Origin of the sequence: Pseudomonas oligotrophica (assembly GCF_021726475.1) — a bacterium.
GTDB lineage: Bacteria > Pseudomonadota > Gammaproteobacteria > Pseudomonadales > Pseudomonadaceae > Stutzerimonas > Stutzerimonas oligotrophica.
The window spans coordinates 36,578-58,366 of sequence record NZ_JAKJRU010000002.1; the positions used below are offsets into that span (position 1 = coordinate 36,578).

Genomic DNA, 21,789 nt, shown 5'->3' on the forward strand with positions numbered 1-21,789 from the left:
ACGCCGCGGCCAGTGCGCGAATCGCCATCTCCCGTTGCATCCCTACGCAGGAGCCAGGGGCATGACGTTCAACCTGCTCACCGATTCCTTCAGCGGCCGCACCCTCATCGAGGCCAGCGCCGGCACCGGCAAGACCTGGACGCTGACCGCGCTCTACGCCCGTTTGCTGCTCGAGCGCCAGCTCTCGGTCGGGCAGATCCTCGTGGTCACCTACACCAAGGCCGCCACCGCCGAGCTGCGCGAGCGCATCCGCACGCGCCTGGCCGAGCTGCTGGCGGTCTACGACGGCCAGCCGAGCGACGACGCCCTGCTCAACGAGCTGCACGCGCGCTTTCCCGGCGAGGAGGCCCGGCGGCGCCTGCTGCTCGCCGTGCACGGCTTCGACGAGGCGGCGATCTTCACCATCCACGGCTTCTGCCAGCGCGCCCTGCAGGACGCCGCCTTCGAGGCCGGCGGCGACTTCGACAGCGAACTGACCCAGGACGACCGCGAGGTGCTCGACGCGCTGCTCGCCGACGCCTGGCGCCACGAACTGGCCGCCGCCGACCCGGCCTGGGCGCGTTTCCTGGCCAAGGCCGGGATCACCCCGGCGACCTTGCGCCAGAGCCTGCGCAGCCACCTGGGCAAGCCCTACCTGCGGGTCGAGCCGGCCGAGCCGCCGCCGGCCGCCGACCTGGGCGCAGTGGATGCCGCCTGGCAGCGCGCCGCACAGTGCTGGCACGCGGCCGGCGCGGCCTGGGTCACGGAGCTGCGGGCCCATGGCGGGCTCAGCCAGTCGACCCACAAGGTCGCCAAGCTCGACGGCTGGCAGGCGCAGCTGGATGCCTACTTCGCCGATCCGGCGGCGCTGCTCGAAGCGCCCGAGGCGCTGGCCAAGCTGGGCGCCGCGGCCATCGCCAAGGCCTGCAAGAAGGGCCATGCGACCCCGCTGTGCGCACTGGCCGAGGCGCTGGACGAGCTGAACGAGGCGCTGTCGCAGGTGCTGCCGGCCGGCCAGCAGCGCCTGGTCGCGCTGCAGGTACGGCTGTTGCAGCAGCTCGACCGCGAGCTGCCGGCGCGCAAGGCCGCGCAGCGCCTGCTGGCCTTCGATGACCTGCTCAACTGCCTCGACCAGGCACTGACGGGCGAGGGCGGCGAGCAACTGGCCGAGACCCTGCGCACGCAGTATCCGCTGGCGCTGATCGACGAGTTCCAGGACACCGATCCGATCCAGTACGCCATCTTCAGCCGCATCTACCCCGCCGGCCAGGTGGGCGCGGACCTGTGCTTCGTCGGCGATCCCAAGCAGGCGATCTACGGCTTTCGCGGCGCCGACCTGGCGACCTACCTGCAGGCCAAGCGACAGGTCGACCGCCCGCCCTACACGCTGCCGGTCAACCACCGCTCGACGCCGCAACTGATCGATGCGCTGAATCGCCTGTTCGACCGCCCGCGGCCGTTCGCTGCCGCGGATCCGGACTACCTGCCGGTGGCCGCGGCACAGCGCCCGCGACCGCGCCTGCGGCTGCCGGATTCCGGCGCGCCGCTGTCGCTGGTCTGGCTCGGCGAGGAGAACCTCAGCAAGGGCCGGGCCGGCGAACGGGCGGCGGTGGATACCGCGCGGCGCATTGCCACCCTGCTGGCCGCCGCGGCGCGGGGCGAGGCGGGGTTCGAGGAAGACCAGGGCCTGCGCCCGCTCAAGGGCGGCGACATCGCCGTGCTGGTGGCCAACCACCGCCAGGCCGGGCTGGTCGCCGAGCAGCTGGCCCGGCGCGGCGTGCCCAGCGTGCGTCGCGGGCGCGACAGCGTCTGGCAGAGCGAGGAGGCCGCCGAGCTGGCCGCGGTGCTCGCCGCCTACGCCGAACCGGGCCGCGAGGGACTGCTGCGCTATGCCCTGGCCACCCGCCTGCTCGGGCGCAGCGCGGCGGACCTGGCGCGCTGCCAGGACGAGCAGCGCGAATGGGACCGCGAGCGCGAGGCCGCCGAGCGCTACCACCAGCTCTGGCAGCAGCAGGGCTTCCTGCGGCTGTTCCGCAGCTGGCTGGACGAACAGGGTGTCGCCGCGCGCCTGCTGGAACGGGTCGACGGCGAGCGCCGGCTGACCAACCTGCTGCACCTGGGCGAACTGCTGCAGACCCAGAGCCTCGGCCAGCCGGGCCTGGAGCCGCTGCTCGCCTGGTTCGCCGAGCAGCGCAGCGGCGAGGGGGCCGCCGAGGACGCCCTGCTGCGCCTGGAGAGCGATGCCGAGCGGGTGCAGATCGTCACCATCCACACCAGCAAGGGGCTGGAGTACCCGCTGGTATTCTGCCCGTTCCTCTGGGACGGCAAGCTGCTGGGCCGCAACACCGCCAGCGCGCGCTGCCACGACGAGCACGGCCGGCCGCTGCTGGACCTGGGCAGCGCGCAGCTCGACGAACATCTGGAGCAGGCCCGGCGCGAGGTCTTCGCCGAGCAGCTGCGCCTGGTCTACGTGGCCTTGACCCGTCCGCGCGACCGCCTCTGGGTGCACTGGGGGCCGGTCTGCCTGTGCCAGCCGAAAAAGGACGGCAGCTACGCCGACGAGGGCCTGCACACCAGCGCCATGGCCTGGCTGCTGCACGGGCGCGGCTGCCCGGGCGAGGATGCCCTGGCCGAACTGGCCGGGCACCTGGGCGGCCTCGACGAAGCCGCCCTGGTCGGCGAGCTGGACGCGCTGGTCGCCGCCAGCGCCGGGACCCTGGCCCGGCTGCCGCTGGAGGAGGAAGCGACCGGCACGCTGGGCGAGTCGCGCGCCGAACCGCCGCGGGCCCTGGCGCAGCTGTCGCGCAACCTGCACAGCGCCTGGCGTATCGGCAGCTTTTCCGGGCTGGCCGCCGGCCTGCACATGGAGGCGCCCGACCGCGACGCCCTGGCGCTGCCCGACGCCAGCGAACCGGGCGCCGGCTTCTTCGCCTTCCCGCGCGGCGCCCGGGCCGGCACCTGCCTGCATGCCATCCTCGAGGACTGGGCGCGCGGCAAGGCACCGCTGGCCGAGCTGGTGGAGCCGGCGCTCGCCGGCCACGGCTTGTCGACCGACTGGACCGAGAGCGCCCGCGCACAGCTGCAGCAGGTGCTGGACACCGACCTCGACGGCCACGGCCTGCGGCTGGCGGCGCTGCGCCCCGAGCGCCGGCTGCCGGAGCTCGGCTTCACCTTCCCGGTGCAGGACCTGGAGGTCACCCGCCTGCGCGCGCTGCTCGGCGACCCGGCCAGCGGCCTGCCGGCGCCGCTGCGCGAGGCCGCCGCGCGGCTCGAGTTCGACACCCTGCGCGGCTTCCTCAAGGGCTTCATCGACCTGACCTTCGAGCACGACGGGCGCTGGTACATCCTCGACTACAAGTCCAACTGGCTCGGCCCGGATGCCAGTTACTACGGCGGCGAGCGCCTGCTGCAGGCCCTGGCCGGCGAGCACTATTACCTGCAGTACCTGATCTACCTGGTCGCCCTGCGCCGGTTCCTGCGCCAGCGCCTGCTGGACTACCGGGACGACTGCCTGGGCGGCGCCTACTACCTGTTCCTGCGCGGCATGCCCGCGGCCGGCGTGTACTTCGCCCGGCCCGACGATGCCCTGCTAGACGCGCTGGACCGGCTGTTCGCGGAGGGCAGGTGATGGCCGTGGGTGTGCAGATCGGCAGGTTGCAGCGGGCGGCGGGTCAACGCGCTTGCCGTGCGGGGCTGGCCGGTGGGGGGCGGGCGAGCCGGCCGTGCCTTTGTGGGAGCGGTCTAGACCGCGAATCGGCGTCGCGCAGCGCCGCGATCTTTGCTTTCAGGAACGACCTATGAGCCTTGCCGATCTGCCCCTCGGTCCGCTGGAGCGCGCCTTCGTCGCCAGCCTGCAACGCCTGGAACCGGAGGCTGCGGATAACGTGCTGATGGCCGCCGCATTGTGCTGCGAGGCGCTTTCGGCCGGGGATGTCTGCCTGCCGCTGCAACGGCTGGCCGGCCGGCGGCCCTGGCCGGAGATCGACCTCGCGCTGCCGCCGCTGGCGACCTGGCGCGCCCAGCTCGAGGCCTCGCCGCTGGTCGGCGGGCCCGGTGGCTATGCGCCGTTGATCCTTCACGCAGACCGTCTCTACCTGGCCCGCTACCAGGCCTACGAGGAGCAGCTCGCCGAACGCCTGCTGGCCCGCGCCGGCGCGCGCCCGGAGGTCGACGAAGCCCGCCTGGCCGACAGCCTGGCCCGGCTGTTCGCCTTCAACCGGCAGGTGCCGGACTGGCAGCGCCTGGCCGCGGCGCAGGCGGTGCGCCGGCGGCTGGCGGTGATCTCCGGCGGCCCCGGCACCGGCAAGACCACCACCGTGGTGCGCCTGCTCGCCGCGCTGCTCGAGCAACCCGGCGGCGAACGCCTGGCCATCGGGCTGGCCGCGCCCACCGGCAAGGCTGCCGCGCGCATGGCCGAGGCGATCCGCAATGCCAAGGCCGAGCTGCCGGTCAGCGAGACGGTCAGGGCGGCGCTGCCGGACGAGGCGCGCACCCTGCATCGCCTGCTCGGCAGCCGCGGCGACAGCCCGCGGGTGCGCCACGATGCCGGCAACCCGCTGGCGCTGGACGTGCTGGTGGTCGACGAGGCCTCGATGGTCGACCTGGCGCTGATGGCCAAGCTGGTCGAGGCGCTGCCGCCGCAGGCGCGGCTGATCCTGCTCGGCGACAAGGACCAGCTCGCCGCGGTGGAGGCCGGCGCGGTGTTCGCCGAGCTGTGCGAGGGGCGTGGCTTCGATGCGCAGGCGGCGGCGGAGCTGCAGCGGCTGACCGGCCAGGCGGTGCCGGTCCTGGCGCCGCAGTCGCGGCTGGGCGACGCGGTGCTGCTGCTGACCCACAGTCATCGCTTCGCCGGTGACAGCGGGATCGGTGAGCTGGCCCGGCGGATCAACGCCGGCGATGCGCCGGCCACCCGGGCGCTGCTCGAGCAAGGGCGAGCCGACCTGGCCTGGAACGCCGCGCCCAGTGCGGTGGCGCTGGTCGAGCGGCTGGAGCAGGCCTATGCGCCCTATCTGCAGGTCGCTGGCGAGGGTGACCCGGCCAGTGCCTTCGCCGCCTTCAACGCCTTCCGCGCGCTGACCGCGCAACGCGAGGGCGCCTTTGGCGTGAGCGGGTTGAACGAGGCGCTGGAGGCGCGCTTCAAGCGCCAGCTGAAGGTGCCGGTGCGCGAGCGCTGGTACCCCGGCCGCGCGGTGATGGTGCGGCAGAACGACTATGCCCTGGGCCTGTTCAACGGCGACATCGGGCTGTGCCTGGGCGGCGCCGACGGCCTGCGCGTGTACTTCGAGGGCGACGAGGGCTTTCGCGGCTTCGCCCCGGCGCGCCTGCCCAGCCACGACTGCGCCTTCGCCATGACCGTGCACAAGAGCCAGGGCTCGGAGTTCGCCGAGGTGCTGCTGGCGTTGCCCGAGCAGCCGAGCCCGCTGCTGACCCGCGCGCTGCTCTACACCGGCATCACCCGCGCCAAGCGCCAGGTGGAGATCTGGGCGCTGCCGGCGCGCCTGGCCGAGGCGGTCACGACCCGCGCCGAGCGTGCCTCCGGCCTGGCCGAGCGCCTTGCCGTCGCGCTCGCTGCGCCGCCTCCGGCTACCCCCAACGAGCAGGTGCCGGCAGGCGACCAGCTGCGCCTGTTCTGAGCTGCAGGCCGCGGCTGCTGCGGTCTGCAGCCGGTTTCGCCGCGGTCGGTGCGCAGTTTCGTGACGTCGTCCTGGGTTTGCCCGCGGGCTTTCTGCTCCGATGCGCGTTCCTTTCTGGCGAGCGGAACCGGCGTCCATGGAAAAGCTGTTCTACGCACTCTGGGCGGTATCGAGCCTGGCCTTCGGCGGCCTGGCGGCGTTGGCGCTGTGGCAGCAGCCCGGCCTGGAGAACCTCCTCGCGCTCGCCCTGGTGGTCTACTACGCGTTCTGCTTCTTCCGCCTGATCGGCGCGGTCTACCTGCCCTGGGGCTTGCTGGGCCGGCACCGGCGCGGCGGCTTCTGGCTGTGCCTGATCCTGCTGCCGGTGGCGCTGCTGCCGCTGCACGCGGGCTATGCGTACTGGCTGGGGGGCGGCTACCCGGTCGCCGAGGCCGGCGCGGCCTCTGCCTGGCCGCAGCTGCTGCTCGACTGGCTGCAGGATGGCCTCGGCTACCTGGGCCCGCTGCTGCTGCTCGGCGCCAGCGGCGTGGGCATGGCGATCCTGCTGCTGCGCCTGCTGCGCGGCCAGGTGGTGCGCTGATCAGCCGTTGAGCAGGGTCAGGATCAGCGGCAGGCTGGCCGCCGCCAGCAGCGTCTGCAGGGTGATGATCCCGGCCATCAGGTGGCTGTCGCCACCGAGCTGTCGGGTCAGCACGTAGGCGGTCGGCGCGGTGGGCAGGGCGAAGAACAGCACCAGGATGGTGGTTTCCATGCTCGGCAGGCCGGTCACGCGGGCCACCGCATAGGCCATCAGCGGCACCAGCAGCAGGCGCGCCGCGCTGTTCCAGCCCAGCGCGGGAATCTCGCCACCCAGTTCCTGCGGCTTCAGCGCGGCACCGACGCAGAGCAGGCCGAGCGGCAGGCTGGCGGCGGCGAGCAGGGCAAGCAGGCGGTCGCTGCCGCCGGGCAGGCCGAGGCCGGAGAGATTCACCAGCGCGCCGGCCAGGCAGGCGAGGATCAGCGGGTTCTTCAGGATCGGCAGCAGCAGCCCGCGGGCGCTCAGGCCGCGTTCGGCGGTCAGCGACCAGACCGACATCACGTTCACCGTCGGCACCATCAGCGCGAGCATCAGCGCCGCCATGGCCAGCCCCTGCTCGCCGAACAGGCTGCCCACCGCCGCCAGGCCCAGGTAGGTATTGAAACGCAGCGTGCCCTGGGTGATGGCACCGAAGCGGCTGGCCGGCCAGCCGCGCAGGCGCTTGCCCAGCAGCAGCGCCAGCCAGCCGAGGCCCAGGGCCAGCAGCACGGCGCCGGCCAGGCCGGGCAGGGCGGGGTTGTCGAGCGGCGCCCGGGCCAGGCTGCTGAACAGCAGCGCCGGGAACAGGATGAAGTAGTTGAGGCGCTCGGCACCGGGCCAGAAGGCCTCGCTGGGGAAACCGCGGAGCCTGAGCGCATAGCCGGCGACGATCAGGGCGAACAGTGGCCAGAGGGCCAGCAACAGGTCGATCACGGATACATCCATCCTTGCAGGTCAGGGCAATCTAGGGCCCCTGCGACACCCGGGGCAAGTGCTGTTGTCCTATCCGGCGGCGCGGCATGACCGCGTGGCGCTTTTTTCGCCGAGAATGATGGCCTGCTGATATCATGATTGGCGTCAAGAATCCGGGGTCCCCGATGCGCAAGCTCGCCCATCCCTATGCCGACGACTTCCGCGACACGCCCTACGGACGGCAGTTGCACGAAGGCTTTCGCCTGCTGCGCTTCCGCGAGCCGCTGGAGAGCGGCTTTCGTCGCTACCTGGATCGCCATGCGCGGTTGTCGCAGCAGCTGGCGGCGCTGTTGCTGATCGTGGTGGTGAGCAGCTACCTGTACATCGAGTGGCATTACCTGGCGATCGCCGACAGCGGCTGGATGGCCGAATTGACCGTGCTGCGCCTGCTGCAGCTGGCGCCGGGCGTGGCGGTGCTGCTGCTGTCGGTGCTCAACCGCTGGCTGAGCGCGCAGGCCGAGCGCCTGTTCCCGGTGCTGCTGGTGCTGATCGGCGTGATCGCCTCGCGGATCGACATCCAGTACGAGCTGATCGGCCTGGAGGTGGCCTTCCGCTACGGCGCCGGGCTGCTGATCATCGCCTCGTTCTTCTTCCTCGGCATCACCTTCTGGATGTCGCTGCTGTGCGCCGCGACGATGATCGCCCTCGACGTGCTGCTGGCCCTGCTGCTGCTGGCGCCGGCGCAACTGCCCGGGCACTGGATCGCGATCAGCTACTACAGCGTGCTGCTGGTGATCGGCGCAGTCAGCCGCTATGTCCATGAATACTCGCAGCGCGAGCAGTTCCTGGTGCGCAAGCTGCTCGGCTGGGTCGCCGAGCACGATGCCCTGAGCGGGCTGGCCAACCGCCGCAGCCACGACGCCAGCCTGCTGCGGCTGGCCGGGCAGGCGCGCCGCGAGCGGGCGCCACTGGCAATGCTGCTGCTCGACCTGGACGACTTCAAGGCCTTCAACGACCGCTTCGGCCACCCGGCCGGCGATGCGCTGATCCGCGAATGCGGCGAGCTGTTGGCGGGGTTCGCCCGGCGGCCACTGGATCATGTGGCGCGGGTCGGTGGCGAGGAGTTCGCGGTGCTGCTCTACGACTGCGATGCCGCGGCGGCCCGGCAGATCGCCGAGCAGGTGCTGGCGGCGCTGGCGGCGCTGCAGATCGAGCATCCCAAGTCGAGCGGGGGGTGGGTCGGGGCCAGCATCGGCGTGGCCCTGCTCGCCCCGGGGCAGCCGGCCGAGCAGCTCTACCACGAGGCGGACGCTGCGCTCTATCGGGCCAAGGCGGGCGGCAAGAACCGCATCGAGATGGCTAGCGGGGAAGGCGCCGGCTGATTCAGCTGCGCCGTGGCGTTACCGGGCGGGTGCGGCCGCTGCCGTCGATGGCGACGAAGACGAACACCGCCTCGGTCACCTTGCGCCACTCGCTGGACTGCGGGTCGTCGCTCCAGACTTCCACCAGCATGCGGATCGAGCTGCGCCCGACTTCCAGCGTCTGGGTATAGAAGGACAGCTGCGCGCCCACCGCCACCGGCACCATGAAGGCCATGCGGTCGATGGAAACCGTCGCCACCCGTCCGCCGGCCACGCGGCTGGCCATGGCGGTGCCGGCCAGGTCCATCTGCGAGACCAGCCAGCCGCCATAGATGTCGCCGAAGCCGTTGGTTTCCCGCGGCAGGGCGGTCAGCTGCAGAGCCAGGTCGCCCTGGGGGATCGGATCTTCCTGTTCGTAATCTTTCATCGGAGAAGGCTCGCGGCGCGGTTGTTCTTGTGGCGCAGGCCCGGATGGGCGCGGCTGAGTATATCGATTGACCGAATGGCCGGCGACCGCTGCAGATCAAGACTTTCGCCGTCACCAGATTGTCATATTCAGTTCATAGAGTGTTCACACGGCCTGCCGATACTGGCCCCCGTTCCAACACACTCGAACACAAACCCTGCTAGGAGCATGGTATGAAACTGACTCGTTTGATGGCGGCCCTGACCTTCGTTGCCGCCGGCGTGGGCGCCGCCAGCGCGGTCGCCGCTGTCGATCCGGCGCTGCCGAGCTACGAAAAGACCTCGGGCGTATCCGGTAACCTGTCCAGCGTCGGCTCCGACTCGCTGGCCAACCTGATGACCCTGTGGGCCGAAGAGTTCAAGCGCAGCTATCCGAACGTCAACATCCAGATCCAGGCTGCCGGCTCCTCCACCGCACCGCCGGCGCTGACCGAAGGCACCTCCAACATCGGCCCGATGAGCCGTCCGATGAAGGACAACGAGATCCAGGCCTTCGAAGAGAAGTACGGCTACAAGCCGACTGCGGTCCCGGTCGCCATCGACGCCCTGGCGGTGTTCGTGCACAAGGACAACCCGATCAAGTCGCTGGACATCGAGCAGGTCGACGCGATCTTCTCCAGCACCCGCCTGTGCGGTGGCGAGAAGGACATCAAGACCTGGGGCGACCTGGGCCTGACCGGCGAGTGGGCGGGCAAGCCGATCCAGCTGTTCGGTCGCAACTCCGTATCCGGCACCTACGGCTACTTCAAGGAAGAAGCCCTGTGCAAGGGTGACTACAAGCCGAACGTCAACGAACAGCCGGGTTCGGCCTCGGTGGTGCAGTCGATCTCCAGCACCCTGAACGCCATCGGCTACTCGGGCATCGGCTACAAGACCTCCAGCGTGCGCGCCGTACCGCTGTCCAAGGGTGGCGAGGCCTTCGAGGCCAACGAAGAGAACGCCCTGGCTGGCAAGTTCCCGCTGGCACGCTTCTTCTACGTCTACGTGAACAAGGCGCCGAACAAGCCGCTGAGCCCGCTGGATGCCGAGTTCATCAAGCTGGTGATGTCCAAGCAGGGCCAGGAAGTCGTGGTCAAGGACGGCTACATCCCGCTGCCGAAGAAGGTCATCGACAAGACCCTGCAAGACCTGGGTCTGTAAATGACGCCGCGCCGGTGGCCCAGGCCGCCGGTGTCGACCAAGCCCGCCGTGCGTTCTGCGCCGGCGGGCTTGGTCGTCTTCGTTCTGTAACTTTTCTGTCATGCGTCGGTAGTAAAGTGTGCCCGCTGTGAAAAGCCGGCACTTTGCCGGCAGGACCTCCAGGCATGAACGACATAGAGCCCATGACCGCTAATTCCGATGTGCAACGGCTGGATTTCAATACGCCGGCCCTGCAGCGCAAACGCCGCATTCGTGCGCTGAAAGACCACCTGGCGCGCTGGTACGTGTCCATCGGCGGCCTGGCCGTGCTGGGGGCGATCACGCTGATCTTCTTCTACCTGGCGCAGGTCGTGGTGCCCATGTTCCAGGGCGCCGAGATCGAGGCGCGCGACGCGCACAAGCCGGCCTGGCTGGCCGAGGCTGGCGCGCCATTGCTGCTGGCGGTGGAGGAGCAGAACCAAGTGGCCATGCGCGTCGGCGCCGATGGCCAGGTGCGCTTCTTCGCCGTGAAGGACGGCGCGCTGCTCAAGAGCTTCGCCCTGCCGTTGCCCGAGGGCGTACGCATCGCCTCGATCGGCGAGGACGTGCCGGGTAGCCGGCGCCTGGCGCTGGGGCTGGACAACGGCCAGTTGCTGGTGCTCGAGCACAACTACAAGGTCAGCTATCCGGACAACAAGAAGACCATCACGCCCGAACTCAGCTACCCCTATGGCGAAACCGCGCTGACCCTCGACGAGCAGGGTCGACCCCTGCTGCATGCGGCGGTCAGCCGCAATGGCGATACGTTGCTGGTTGCCGGCGCCACCGATACCGAGCTGCACGCGCTGCGCATCTCCGCCACGCAGAACCTGCTCACCGGCGAGACCAGCCTCGAGCAGCAGCGCCTGAACCTGCCGCAACTGGCCGCGCCGATCCGCGAGCTGAAGGTCGACCCGCGCCACCTGTGGCTGTACGCCTTCAGCGGCACGGCCAGCGTCGATGTCTTCGACCTGCGCCGCAAGCAGCTCAACGGGCGCTACAAGCTGGTGGGCGATGGCCGCGAAGTGACGACCATCAGCCCGCTGCTGGGCGGCATCTCGCTGATGGTCGGCGATTCCAAGGGTGGCATCGGCCAGTGGTTCATGGTCCGCGGTGCGGACGGCAGCAGCGAACTCAAGCCGGTGCGCCAGTTCAGCCTGGGCGATGCGCCGGTGACGCAGATCCTCCCGGAGGAGCGCCGCAAGGGCTTCCTCGCGCTGGACGCCAAGGGCCGGCTGGGCATCTTCCACAGCACCGCGCACCGTACCCTGCTGGTCGAGCCGGTGGCCGACGGCCAGGCGCTGGCCGCCCTGTCGCCGCGCGCCACCCGCGTGGTGGTGGAAAGCGCCGCCGGCCTGCAGCGCTTCGTGATCGACAACCCGCATCCGGAGATTTCCTGGAGCGCGCTGTGGAGCAAGGTCTGGTACGAAAGCTATGCCGGCCCCGACTACGTCTGGCAGTCGACTTCGGCGAACACCGATTTCGAACCCAAGCTGAGCCTCGCGCCGCTGGCCTTCGGCACGCTCAAGGCCGCCTTCTACGCGATGCTGCTGGCAGCCCCGCTGGCGATCTGCGCGGCCTTCTACACCGCCTACTTCATGGCGCCGAGCCTGCGCCGCAAGGTCAAGCCGGTGATCGAGCTGATGGAGGCGCTGCCGACGGTGATCCTCGGCTTCTTCGCCGGCCTGTTCCTCGCGCCGTTCCTGGAGAACCACCTGCCGGGCATCTTCAGCCTGCTGCTGCTGATGCCGCTGGGCATCCTCTTCGCGGCCTGGAGCTGGAGCCGCCTGCCCGAGCGCATCCGCCTGAGCGTGCCGGACGGCTGGGAAGCGCTGCTGCTGATCCCGGTGATCCTGCTGGTCGGCGCCGGTTCGCTGGCCATGAGCGGCCACCTGGAGAACTGGTTCTTCGGCGGTGACATGCGCCTGTGGCTGTCCAACGACCTGGGCATCCCGTTCGACCAGCGCAACGCCCTGGTGATCGGCCTGGCGATGGGCTTCGCGGTGATCCCGAACATCTACTCGATCGCCGAGGACGCCGTGTTCAGCGTGCCCAAGAGCCTGACCCTGGGCTCGCTGGCCCTCGGCGCCACGCCCTGGCAGACGCTGACCCGCGTGGTGCTGCTGACCGCCAGCCCGGGCATCTTCTCGGCGCTGATGATCGGCATGGGCCGCGCGGTGGGCGAAACCATGATCGTGCTGATGGCCACCGGCAACACGCCGATCATGGAAGCCAACATCTTCGAGGGCATGCGCACCCTGGCCGCCAACGTGGCGGTGGAGATGCCCGAATCGGAGGTGGGCAGCACCCACTACCGCGTGCTGTTCCTCGCCGCCATGGTGCTGCTGATGTTCACCTTCGTGATGAACACCGCCGCCGAGCTGATCCGCACCCGCCTGCGCAAGAAATACGCGTCGCTCTGAGAATCGAAGGTAGATGAACGTGAAACAGCAGAATCTGAAGACCTGGTTCAAGAGCGGCACGCCCTGGGTCTGGATGAACGCCGGCGCAGTCGCCATCGCCATCCTCATGACCCTGGGCCTGCTTTCGGTCATCGCGGTGCGCGGCCTGGCGCACTTCTGGCCGGCCGACGTCATCGTCGCCGACTACCAGGTGCCCGGCAGCGAGGCGCGGGTGATCGCCGGCGAGGTGGTCGAGGCCGAGGAAGTGCCGCGCGCGCGCCTGGCTGCCAGCGGCCTGCCGGTGGACGTCGAGGGCGGCGAGTTCATGACCCGTGAGCTGCTCAAGGTCGGCAACCGCGAGGTCTACGGCGCCGATTTCTCCTGGGTGGTCGGCGAGTGGCTGCGCGATACCCGGCGCCCGGCCGAGCTGATGGTGGTCGAGCGCCGCGAGTGGGGCAACTTCTACGGCTACCTGCTGAACGTCAAGGAGCAGGGCCAGCTGGTCGCCGAGGGCGAGGCTGCCTGGGCCGCGCTGCAACAGCGGATCGAGCGCGTCGACGAACTGCACGAGCAGATCGCCGAGCTGGAGAAGGTCGACATCGGCCGCATCAACCACGGCCTCGAGCGCCTGCGCCTGAAGACCCGCAAGCTGGAGCTGGAGGGCCGCCTGGACGCCGCCGCCCAGGCCGACCTGGATGCCGAGCGCGCCGAGTGGGACGCCCAGTACCAGGCCCTGGAAAGCCAACTGGTCAGCCTGAACCAGCAATTCAGCCGCGACAGCATCGGCGTGCGTACCGCCGATGGCCGCGAGCTGGAGATCAACCTCGGCAAGGTGGTGCGTGCCTACCAGCCCAACGCCATGTCGACGGCCGACAAGCTCGGCTTCTACTTCGCCAAGCTGTGGGAGTTCGTCAGCGACGAGCCGCGCGAGGCGAATACCGAGGGCGGCATCTTCCCGGCGATCTTCGGCACCGTGCTGATGACCATCATCATGGCGGTGATCGTCACCCCGTTCGGCGTGATCGCCGCGGTCTACCTGCGCGAATACGCCAAGCAGGGGGCGCTGACGCGGGTCATCCGCATCGCGGTGAACAACCTGGCCGGCGTGCCCTCGATCGTCTACGGCGTGTTCGGCCTGGGCTTCTTCGTCTACGTGCTGGGCGGCTCGCTGGACCGGCTGTTCTACCCCGAGGCGGCGCCGGCGCCGGTGTTCGGCACCCCCGGCCTGATGTGGGCCTCGCTGACCCTGGCGATCCTCACCCTGCCGGTGGTCATCGTCGCCACCGAGGAAGGCCTGGCGCGCATCCCGCGGATGATCCGCGAAGGCTCGCTGGCGCTCGGCGCGACCAAGTCCGAGACGCTGTGGAAGGTGGTGCTGCCGATGGCCAGCCCGGCGATGATGACCGGCCTGATCCTCGCCGTGGCGCGTGCCGCCGGCGAAGTGGCGCCGCTGATGCTGGTCGGCGTGGTCAAGCTGGCGCCGACCCTGCCGCTCAACGGCAACTACCCTTACCTGCACCTGGACCAGAAGATCATGCACCTGGGCTTCCACATCTACGACGTCGGCTTCCAGAGCCCGAACGTCGAGGCTGCGCGCCCGCTGGTCTACGCCACGGCGCTGCTGCTGGTGCTGGTCATCGCGATCCTCAACTTCAGTGCGGTCGTCATCCGCAACCACCTGCGCGAGAAGTACAAGGCGCTGGACCACTAATCATCGGTCGGACGCCAGAAGCCGGAAGCAGGAGTGCTTTCATCCCGGCTTCCGGCGCTCCGCCTCAAGCTCGTCCCGGAGTGAGCACATGCAAAGCAATACCCATTCCATCGACATTTCCGCCCTCGGCCGCGACAAGCGCAGCCTGAACCTGGCCGACGAGCAGGTAGCGATCGAGGTGCCGGACCTGAGCCTGTTCTATGGCCAGAAGCAGGCGCTGCACAACGTCAGCATGAACATCCCGCGCCAGCGCGTGACCGCCTTCATCGGCCCGTCCGGCTGCGGCAAGTCGACCCTGCTGCGCTGCTTCAACCGCATGAACGACCTGGTCGACGGCTGCCGCATCGAGGGCGAGATCCGCCTGGACGGCACCAACATCTACCGCAAGGGCGAGGACGTCGCCGACCTGCGCCGCCGCGTCGGCATGGTGTTCCAGAAGCCCAACCCGTTCCCCAAGAGCATCTATGAGAACGTGGTCTACGGCCTGCGCATCCAGGGCATCAAGGGCAAGCGCGTGCTCGACGAGACCGTCGAGTGGGCGCTCAAGGGCGCGGCGCTGTGGGACGAGGTCAAGGACCGCCTGCACGAGTCGGCCCTCGGCCTCTCCGGCGGCCAGCAGCAGCGCCTGGTGATCGCGCGCACCATCGCCGTGCAGCCGGAAGTGCTGCTGCTCGACGAACCGAGCTCGGCGCTCGACCCGATCTCCTCGCTGAAGGTCGAGGAGCTGATCTACGAGCTCAAGTCCAAGTACACCATCGTCATCGTTACCCACAACATGCAGCAGGCCGCGCGGGTGTCGGACTACACCGCGTTCATGTACATGGGCAAGCTGATCGAGTACGGCGATACCGATACGCTGTTCACCAACCCGGCCAAGAAGCAGACCGAAGACTACATCACCGGCCGCTACGGCTAGCCGGCCATGGCAAACCGCGCTGCGCGTTGTCGGCGGCGCTTGCCGTACTCGTTTGTACTGTCTGCGCGCCGCCTCCTAGCGCAGCACGCTTTGCCAAGGGCCGGCTCGTCCGGCGAGAGAACCACAGTTTCGCAAGGGCTCGATGATGATCAGCAAAGACAGCCACACCCAACACATCTCCCAGCAGTTCAACGCCGAGCTCGAGGAGGTGCGCAGCCACCTGCTGGCCATGGGCGGGCTGGTGGAGAAGCAAGTCAACGACGCGGTCACCGCGCTGATCGAGGCCGACTCGGGCCTGGCGCAGCAGGTGCGCGAGGTCGATGACCAGATCAACCAGATGGAGCGCAACATCGACGAGGAGTGCATCCGCATCCTCGCCCGGCGCCAGCCGGCGGCCTCCGACCTGCGCCTGATCATCAGCGTGTCGAAGTCGGTGATCGACCTCGAGCGCATCGGCGACGAGGCCTCGAAGATCGCCCGCCGCGCCATCCAGCTCTGCGAGGAAGGCGAGTCGCCGCGCGGCTACGTCGAGGTGCGTCACATCGGCGACCAGGTGCGGCGCATGGTGCAGGAGGCGCTCGACGCCTTCGCCCGCTTCGACGCCGAGCTGGCACTGTCGGTGGCGCAGTACGACAAGACCGTCGACCGCGAGTACAAGACCGCGTTGCGCGAGCTGGTGACCTTCATGATGGAAGACCCGCGCTCGATCTCCCGCGTGCTCAACGTGATCTGGGTGCTGCGCTCGCTGGAGCGTATCGGCGACCACGCGCGCAACATCGCCGAGCTGGTGATCTACCTGGTACGCGGCACCGACGTGCGCCATCTGGGCCTGGCGCGCATGGCCGAGGAAGTCGAGAGCGGCAAGAACCGCTGAGGCTCGCCCGGCCCGCCCAGAGAGGTCGGCCGGCCGGCGCAGTTCAGTCGCGCTGCAGTTCGTCTTGCAGCTGCCCGATGGCGGCCTGGCGCTCGCCGTCCTGCAGGCGGGCGCCGGGGTTGAGCGAGGACCACTCGGGATGCGCGCGACAGCGTTGCAGGGCTTCGGGCAGCTTGCCCTCGCGCCAGCCCTGATCCTGCGGCGTGGCCAGGCGGATCGCCTCGGTGGCGGCGTGCCCCCGAGTCGCAAGCACGGCCAGCAGTTGACGCTGGCGCAGGGCGAGCAGGCGCAGTACGGCGTCGTCGACGCTCAGCTCGCGCTGCCCCTTGAGCTTGCCGAGCAGGCGATTGCCATAGTGCCGCGCGGTCTGCGCGCCGCCGCCGGCGATGGCGCCGAGCAGCGCCGCGGCGCCGAGGGTGATGCCGCCGACCATCAGGTCGACGCCGGCACCGGCCGCGGCACCTGCGGCCATGCCGCCGCCGATCTTCACGCCCAGCTGCTTGAGGGTCTCGGGGTTGAACAGGTCGTCGCCCCAGCGCCCGTCGAGCAGCGGCAGATCGCTGGCCGCTGCATCGTCCTGGCGAAAGGCATACAGGCGCAGCAGCGCCTCGACGCAGCGCTGCTCGCGGCGGCGCACGGCATCGTGCAATTCACGAATGGCGCCGCGCTCCAGTTCCGGCTGTGCGGCCACGCTGCGTCGGCAGGCGGCGACATCCACCAGCAGTTCGGCGATCAGTCGCTGGCCGCTGGCCAGGCGTGCGGCAGCCTGGGCCTCGTGGTCCTCGATCAGTCGCTGCAGCTTGGGGCGCGCCTGTTCCAGCAGCAGCGCCAGGCTTTCGTACAGCCGGCGTTCACCGTCCACGGGTGGCGCCACGCTGTCGAAGCGCACCAGTGCATGCAGGCCGAGACGGGCCAGGGCCTGACGCCATTCCTCGTCGCGGTGCCCCGGCTGGGCGACGAAGTTGAGCACCGGCAGCAGCGGCTTGCCGCAGCCGGCGAGTACCGCCAGCTCGTCCTTGTACTTGGCCAGCACCGGCTCACGGGCGTCAATCACGTAGAGCCCGGCGTCGCTGGCCAGCAGCTGGCGCAGCACCTTGGCTTCCTGCTCGAAGCGCCCCCGCGCCTCGCTGCCGTCGAGAAAGCGCGCGGTGCGTGCCGGGCCGTCGAGGCGCTCACCGGGGCGCTCCAGCCGTTCGAGGTAGTCGAGCAGGGCGATGGCATCTTCCAGGCCCGGGGTGTCGTAGAGCTCCAGCAGTGGCTCGCCGTCCACCGACAGTCGCGCACCCTCGACGTGGCGGGTGGTGCTCGGCCGGTGCGAGACCTCACCGAAGCCGATGTCGCGGGTCAGGGTGCGCAGCAGCGAGGTCTTGCCGACATTGGTATGGCCGACCACGGCCAGTTTCAGCGCTTCAGTCATGGCCTGTCTCCAGCCAGCGCAGCGGGGCGCAGCTCGAATGCGCCAGCCCCAGGGCATCCAGCGCCTGGTGCCAGTCTTCCAGGCGCGCGCTGTCCAGCGCCTCGCCCGGGGGTGCCTGCAACAGCCAGACGCGAGTCGCCGCCGCGCAGCGCGACAGCTCGCCGATCAGCGCCAGGGTGCCGCGGTCGGGTGAGCGTCGCGGATCACAGGCGACGGCCAGGCGTGCCGGCGGAAAGCGGGTGAGTTGATCGAGCAGCCGTCGGCGCCCCTCGCGGTCGTCGAGAATGCCGGCATCGGCGATACCCTTGGACAGAGCCGGCGGCCACGGGCGGCTGCCATCCAGCTCGATGGCCACCAGCACGGCGCCCTCGCTGCCATCGAGCTGAGCGCCGGCAGTCGGTGCGTGCAGTTGGGCGGGCGCCGCATCACGGATGCCGAGGCGCTCGCTGGGTGGCCGCAGGCGTTCGCGCAGCAGGCGGTAGGCCGGCAGGTTCAGGTCGAGTTTCAACGCGTCGCGGCCGCGGCGCCAGCGCCACAGGCAGAGGCTCGCCAGCAGCAGCCGTGGCAGCAGGCCGTAGATCAGCAGCACGCCGACCAGCCAGCCGGCCCAGCGTTGCCGGGCGCCGTCCAGATCGCCGGCGAGTGCGCCGCTGGCGCGGATCTGCTCGACATCCGGCACGCTGAAGCCGAGCAGGGCCGGCAGCGCGCCGAGGGCCTGGGTCAGGCCGACGAAGGCGTTCTCACCAAGGATGGTGGTTTCCCAGACGAAGCCGTAGCGGCGGGTCGCCAGCAGGGCGAGGAGGCTGAGCAGGGCGCTGGTCATCGCCAGCAGCCATAGGGCGTGCACGCCTGTTCCCAGCAGCCAGCGGCCGAGTCGGCGCTGATGCAGCACGGCGAGCAGGGCTGGGGCCAGCTGCGCGGCGCGGGCATCACGGGCGAGCTTTTCGCTGAGCCAGAGCCACAGCCGCCCCAGCGCGCCGCCGCTGTCACCGGTCAGCAGCAGGCCGAGCAGCCAGCCGAGCAGGGTCAAGAGGTTCAGCCCGAGCAGGCTGCCCAGCGCCCAGAACACGTTGACCGGCCGCTGCCCGTCGCCGAGCGCGGCGAAGGCCAGCCCGGCACCGGTGAAAAGCGCCAGCAGGATCAGCGCGAGCGCACCCAGGCGGGCGCCCTGCCGCCAGTGCCGGAGCGCCTCGACCAGCCCGTCGCGGCGGGCCAGCCAGAGCGCACGATGCTCGATCAATTGGGTCAGGTCGCCGCCGACTGCGCGGGCCTGGCGATTGGCCTCGTCATCGTCCAGCGGGCCGGCGTGTTCCTCGCGCAGGCGCACCGCTTCGGCGAGCCAGAGGCGGTCGAGGCGCGACAGCGGGGGGGCGGGGGGTCGAGGGTCGCTCACCAGGGGCTCCGTGGCCGGGGATGAGCGAAAGCATAACCGCAGCCGGGCGGGCCATGCACGGCGCCGCCCGGCTGCCTGCCTCAGGCGCTGCTGGAGCTGGCCGCGCGCAGCGGGGCGGGCGCGGGTGGCGTGGGATGATGGGCGTCGACCAGCGGCACCTCGTTGCCGTCGATGTCGTACAGCTTGCCGTTGCGGAAGTAGTCGCCATCGTGCAGCGCGGCGATGTCCTGGTACCGCAGGCTGCGCTCGCTGCCGGCGACGAACACCGACTGCTGGTCGGAATTGCCGGCCTTCAGGTGGTTGAAGGCCAGGTTGAGGACGATCGCCATGATCGCCGCCGAGCTGATGCCGGAGTGGAAGATGGTCTCGAACCAGGCCGGGAAGTGGTGGTAGAAGCTCGGCGCGGCGATCGGGATCATGCCGAAGCCGATCGAGGTGGCGACGATGATCAGGTTCATGTTGTTGCGGTAGTCGACCTGCGCCAGGGTGCGGATGCCGCTGGCCGCCACGGTGCCGAACAGCACCACGCCGGCGCCGCCGAGCACCGCGGTGGGGACCGCGGCGATCAGCCGGCCCATCACCGGCAGCAGGCCCAGGGTGACCAGGATCAGGCCGGCGCTGGCCACGACGTAGCGACTCTTCACCCCGGTCACCGCCACCAGCCCGACGTTCTGGGCGAAGGCGCTCTGGGTGAAGGAGCTGAACAGCGGGGCCAGGGAGCTGGAGATCATGTCGGCGCGCAGGCCGTTGCCCAGGCGCTTGGAGTCGACCTTGGTGTCGATGATCTCGCCGACGGCGAGGATGTCGGCGGAGGTTTCCACCAGGGTGACGATGATCACGATCAGCATCGAGAGGATCGCCGCGACCTGGAACTCCGGCATGCCGAAGTGCAGCGGCGCCGGCATGGCCACCAGCGGGCCGTCGAGCACGCGGGAGAAGTCGGCCATGCCGAAGAACACCGCAACCAGGGTGCCGATGACCATCGCCAGGAGGATCGACAGGCGCGAGATGCTCGCATTGCCGACCTTGCTCAGCGCCAGCACGGTGAACAGGGTGAAGGCCGCCAGGCAGATGTTGGCCACGCTGCCGAAATCCGGCGCCTGGCTGTTGCCGCCCATGGCCCAGCGCGCCGCCACCGGCATCAGCGTCAGGCCGATGGTGGTGATGACGATGCCGGTGACCAGCGGCGGGAAGAACTTGGTGATGCGCGAGAATACCGGGGTGATCAGCAGGCCGATCAGCGAGGCGGCGATGACCGCGCCGAACACCACCGGCAGGCCGCCGGCACCGTCGCTGCCGATGATCGCGATCATGGTCGCCACGCCGGCAAAGGACACGCCCTGCACCAGCGGCAGCTGGCAACCGAAGAACGGCAGGCCAAGGGTCTGCAGCAGGGTGGCCAGGCCGCCGGCGAACAGCGAGGCGGCGATCAGCAGGCCGATGTCGGCCGGCGACAATCCGGCCGCCTGGCCGACGATCAGGGGGACGGCGACGATGCCGCCATACATGGTGAGCACGTGTTGCAGGCCGTAGGCCAGGTTGGCGCCGATGCCGAGGTTCTCGTCTTCGGGGCGTTTTTCGGGGGTGGACGCGACTGTCATGGGGTTGCTTCTCCCGTCTTTTTTATTGTGTCGCCCACTGTAGACAATTGTTCTACCTATGCGCCAGTTTTTGTATACAAGTTTTCTGGTGGATGAGTGTTCCCGACTGGGCATTGCATGCCTGGGCTCAGGATTGGCGGGGCGATTCGCGGGTGCGGCGTGGGTCCGGCAGCCGACGAACGGTCGCATGCCGGCTGCTGTGGCGGGTCGTGCAGCGCAGGGGCGCTGGCGGCCAGGTGGCCGCCAGCTACGGTCACTGTGCCTGGCGCAGGCGTACCGCGATGTCCGGCTGGTCGATGAACAGGCCATCGACGCCGGCGTCGAGGAAGGCCGCGATCTCGGCCTCGAGGTCACCGCGTGCGGAAGGCTCGTCGCTGCTGCGCAGGCTGGCCGGGAGGAAGGCGTTCTCGGCGCGGAAGGTGTACGGGTGGACCTCGAGGCCGGCGGCGTGGGCATCGCTGACGAAGCGGGTCGGCGTGCCGAGGTTGCCGTTGGCGTCGCGCGGGATGATGTAGCCCTTGTCCGGGCCGACACCCCGGGCATAACGGGCGATGTCACGCAGGCCCTCGGCGCTGGCCATCCGCGCGTAGGTCAGGGTGCTGCCGCGCAGCTGTTGGTCGTAGGGCTGGCCCTCGCCGAACAGCTGCACCAGCGGCAGCTCGGTCAGGCGGCTCAGGCGCTTGAGGTTGTCCACTTCGAAGGACTGGATGTACACCGGTGCGTGGCGGCCGGCATAGCCGTTGCGTGCAAGGATGCGCACCAGCGGCTTCTCCATCGCCAGGCCGAGCTGCTGGAAGTGCGTCGGGTGCTTGGTCTCCGGGTACAGGCCGATGCGTCGGCCCTGGGCCAGCTGCAGGGTCTTCACCAGGTCGATGATTTCCTGCAGCGTCGGGATCTGCAGGCTGCCGTCCAGGCGCGCGTTGCCGGGACGGATCTCGGGGATGCGCTCGATGGCGCGCAGGGTCTTCAGCTCGGCCAGGGTGAAGTCCTCGCTGAACCAGCCGGTGAGGCTGACGCCATCGACCGCCTGGGTGCGCCTGCGGCCGGCGAATTCCGGGCGGCTGGCGACATCGGTGGTCAGGTCCAGTTCGTTGTCGTGGCGCGCCACCAGCTCGCCGTCGCGGGTCATCACCAGGTCCGGCTCGATGTAGTCGGCGCCCTGCAGGATCGCCAGGGCGTAGGCGCCGAGGGTGTGTTCCGGCACGTAGCCGCTGGCGCCACGGTGGGCGATCACCAGCGGTCGCGGTTCCTCGCCGTGCGTTCTGGCGGCCGGCTCGCCGGCCAGTGCCGGGACGGCGATGCAGGCGCTGGGCAGCGCCAGGACACAGGCGGCGAGCCAGCCGCGAAGGGTGTGGTCGAAGATCATCGGACGGTTCTCCTGGAAGGGAGCCTGCAGCCTGGCGCAGCGAGA

15 protein-coding genes are annotated in these 21,789 nt (G+C 69.9%); 9 read left to right on the forward strand and 6 right to left on the reverse strand.

The window, feature by feature from the left end; all coding sequences use genetic code 11:
* Positions 1-61 precede the first annotated feature (61 nt).
* The 3 genes from recB to L3N39_RS04055 all read left to right on the forward strand — a co-directional run bounded on the left by recB (position 62) and on the right by L3N39_RS04055 (position 6,192).
* Positions 62-3,607: an exodeoxyribonuclease V subunit beta gene (recB, locus tag L3N39_RS04045; protein ID WP_237256007.1), complete on the forward strand. Its 3,546-nt coding sequence runs from the start codon at positions 62-64 to the stop codon at positions 3,605-3,607.
* A gap of 169 nt (positions 3,608-3,776) precedes the next feature.
* Positions 3,777-5,612: an exodeoxyribonuclease V subunit alpha gene (recD, locus tag L3N39_RS04050; protein WP_237256008.1), complete on the forward strand. Its 1,836-nt coding sequence runs from the start codon at positions 3,777-3,779 to the stop codon at positions 5,610-5,612.
* Positions 5,613-5,748: 136 nt separating this feature from the next.
* Positions 5,749-6,192: a hypothetical protein gene (locus L3N39_RS04055; protein ID WP_237256009.1), complete on the forward strand. Its 444-nt coding sequence runs from the start codon at positions 5,749-5,751 to the stop codon at positions 6,190-6,192.
* Here L3N39_RS04055 and L3N39_RS04060 read toward each other — a convergent pair whose 3' ends face one another.
* On the reverse strand, positions 6,193-7,113 hold the full coding sequence (locus tag L3N39_RS04060) for an AEC family transporter (RefSeq protein WP_237256010.1): 921 nt from the start codon (positions 7,111-7,113) through the stop codon (positions 6,193-6,195).
* Between the two features lie 152 nt (positions 7,114-7,265).
* Here L3N39_RS04060 and L3N39_RS04065 point away from each other — a divergent pair, with 152 nt between their 5' ends.
* The gene (locus tag L3N39_RS04065; protein ID WP_237256011.1) at positions 7,266-8,462 is read left to right on the forward strand and encodes a GGDEF domain-containing protein; all 1,197 of its coding nucleotides are present in this window, start codon (positions 7,266-7,268) and stop codon (positions 8,460-8,462) included.
* A 1-nt stretch (position 8,463) separates the two neighbouring features.
* Here L3N39_RS04065 and L3N39_RS04070 read toward each other — a convergent pair whose 3' ends face one another.
* Positions 8,464-8,868 carry an acyl-CoA thioesterase gene (locus tag L3N39_RS04070; RefSeq protein WP_237256012.1) on the reverse strand — a complete coding sequence of 135 codons (405 nt, stop codon included), beginning with the start codon at positions 8,866-8,868 and terminating at the stop codon, positions 8,464-8,466.
* Positions 8,869-9,080: 212 nt separating this feature from the next.
* Between L3N39_RS04070 and L3N39_RS04075 the strand changes: the two genes are divergently transcribed.
* The 5 genes from L3N39_RS04075 (at position 9,081) to phoU (ending at position 15,967) form a co-directional block, all read left to right on the forward strand.
* Positions 9,081-10,046, forward strand: coding sequence for a PstS family phosphate ABC transporter substrate-binding protein (locus L3N39_RS04075; protein WP_237256013.1), 966 nt, complete (start codon positions 9,081-9,083; stop codon positions 10,044-10,046).
* Between the two features lie 164 nt (positions 10,047-10,210).
* A complete protein-coding gene (locus L3N39_RS04080; protein WP_237256014.1) occupies positions 10,211-12,487 on the forward strand; it encodes an ABC transporter permease subunit in 2,277 nt (758 codons plus the stop codon).
* Positions 12,488-12,500: 13 nt separating this feature from the next.
* A complete protein-coding gene (gene pstA / locus L3N39_RS04085) occupies positions 12,501-14,177 on the forward strand; it encodes a phosphate ABC transporter permease PstA (RefSeq protein ID WP_237256015.1) in 1,677 nt (558 codons plus the stop codon).
* 88 nt (positions 14,178-14,265) lie between these two features.
* The gene (pstB, locus tag L3N39_RS04090; RefSeq protein WP_237256016.1) at positions 14,266-15,093 is read left to right on the forward strand and encodes a phosphate ABC transporter ATP-binding protein PstB; all 828 of its coding nucleotides are present in this window, start codon (positions 14,266-14,268) and stop codon (positions 15,091-15,093) included.
* Positions 15,094-15,238: 145 nt separating this feature from the next.
* A complete protein-coding gene (phoU, locus tag L3N39_RS04095; RefSeq protein ID WP_041108654.1) occupies positions 15,239-15,967 on the forward strand; it encodes a phosphate signaling complex protein PhoU in 729 nt (242 codons plus the stop codon).
* Positions 15,968-16,010: 43 nt separating this feature from the next.
* Here the strand turns inward: phoU and L3N39_RS04100 are convergent, their stop codons facing one another.
* From L3N39_RS04100 to L3N39_RS04115, 4 genes are all read right to left on the reverse strand, one after another.
* Positions 16,011-17,384, reverse strand: coding sequence for a DUF3482 domain-containing protein (locus L3N39_RS04100; RefSeq protein ID WP_237256017.1), 1,374 nt, complete (start codon positions 17,382-17,384; stop codon positions 16,011-16,013).
* Complete coding sequence (locus L3N39_RS04105; protein ID WP_237256018.1) at positions 17,377-18,777, reverse strand: DUF2868 domain-containing protein; 1,401 nt, start codon at positions 18,775-18,777, stop codon at positions 17,377-17,379. The genes L3N39_RS04100 and L3N39_RS04105 overlap by 8 nt, the downstream gene beginning before the upstream one ends.
* A gap of 80 nt (positions 18,778-18,857) precedes the next feature.
* Positions 18,858-20,378 (reverse strand): nucleobase:cation symporter-2 family protein, encoded by a 1,521-nt coding sequence (locus L3N39_RS04110; RefSeq protein ID WP_237256019.1) that lies wholly within the window; start codon positions 20,376-20,378, stop codon positions 18,858-18,860.
* A 253-nt stretch (positions 20,379-20,631) separates the two neighbouring features.
* Entirely contained in the window at positions 20,632-21,744 is a 1,113-nt protein-coding gene (locus L3N39_RS04115; protein WP_237256020.1) for a glycerophosphodiester phosphodiesterase, read from the reverse strand.
* Positions 21,745-21,789: the final 45 nt, after the last annotated feature.

Coding starts and splice junctions, on each gene's coding strand:
- recB (WP_237256007.1), top strand. CDS start 62: ATGACGTTCAACCTGCTCACCGATTCCTTCAGCGGCCGCACCCTCATC.
- recD (WP_237256008.1), top strand. CDS start 3,777: ATGAGCCTTGCCGATCTGCCCCTCGGTCCGCTGGAGCGCGCCTTCGTC.
- L3N39_RS04055 (WP_237256009.1), top strand. CDS start 5,749: ATGGAAAAGCTGTTCTACGCACTCTGGGCGGTATCGAGCCTGGCCTTC.
- L3N39_RS04060 (WP_237256010.1), bottom strand. CDS start 7,113: ATGGATGTATCCGTGATCGACCTGTTGCTGGCCCTCTGGCCACTGTTC.
- L3N39_RS04065 (WP_237256011.1), top strand. CDS start 7,266: ATGCGCAAGCTCGCCCATCCCTATGCCGACGACTTCCGCGACACGCCC.
- L3N39_RS04070 (WP_237256012.1), bottom strand. CDS start 8,868: ATGAAAGATTACGAACAGGAAGATCCGATCCCCCAGGGCGACCTGGCT.
- L3N39_RS04075 (WP_237256013.1), top strand. CDS start 9,081: ATGAAACTGACTCGTTTGATGGCGGCCCTGACCTTCGTTGCCGCCGGC.
- L3N39_RS04080 (WP_237256014.1), top strand. CDS start 10,211: ATGAACGACATAGAGCCCATGACCGCTAATTCCGATGTGCAACGGCTG.
- pstA (WP_237256015.1), top strand. CDS start 12,501: ATGAACGTGAAACAGCAGAATCTGAAGACCTGGTTCAAGAGCGGCACG.
- pstB (WP_237256016.1), top strand. CDS start 14,266: ATGCAAAGCAATACCCATTCCATCGACATTTCCGCCCTCGGCCGCGAC.
- phoU (WP_041108654.1), top strand. CDS start 15,239: ATGATCAGCAAAGACAGCCACACCCAACACATCTCCCAGCAGTTCAAC.
- L3N39_RS04100 (WP_237256017.1), bottom strand. CDS start 17,384: ATGACTGAAGCGCTGAAACTGGCCGTGGTCGGCCATACCAATGTCGGC.
- L3N39_RS04110 (WP_237256019.1), bottom strand. CDS start 20,378: ATGACAGTCGCGTCCACCCCCGAAAAACGCCCCGAAGACGAGAACCTC.
- L3N39_RS04115 (WP_237256020.1), bottom strand. CDS start 21,744: ATGATCTTCGACCACACCCTTCGCGGCTGGCTCGCCGCCTGTGTCCTG.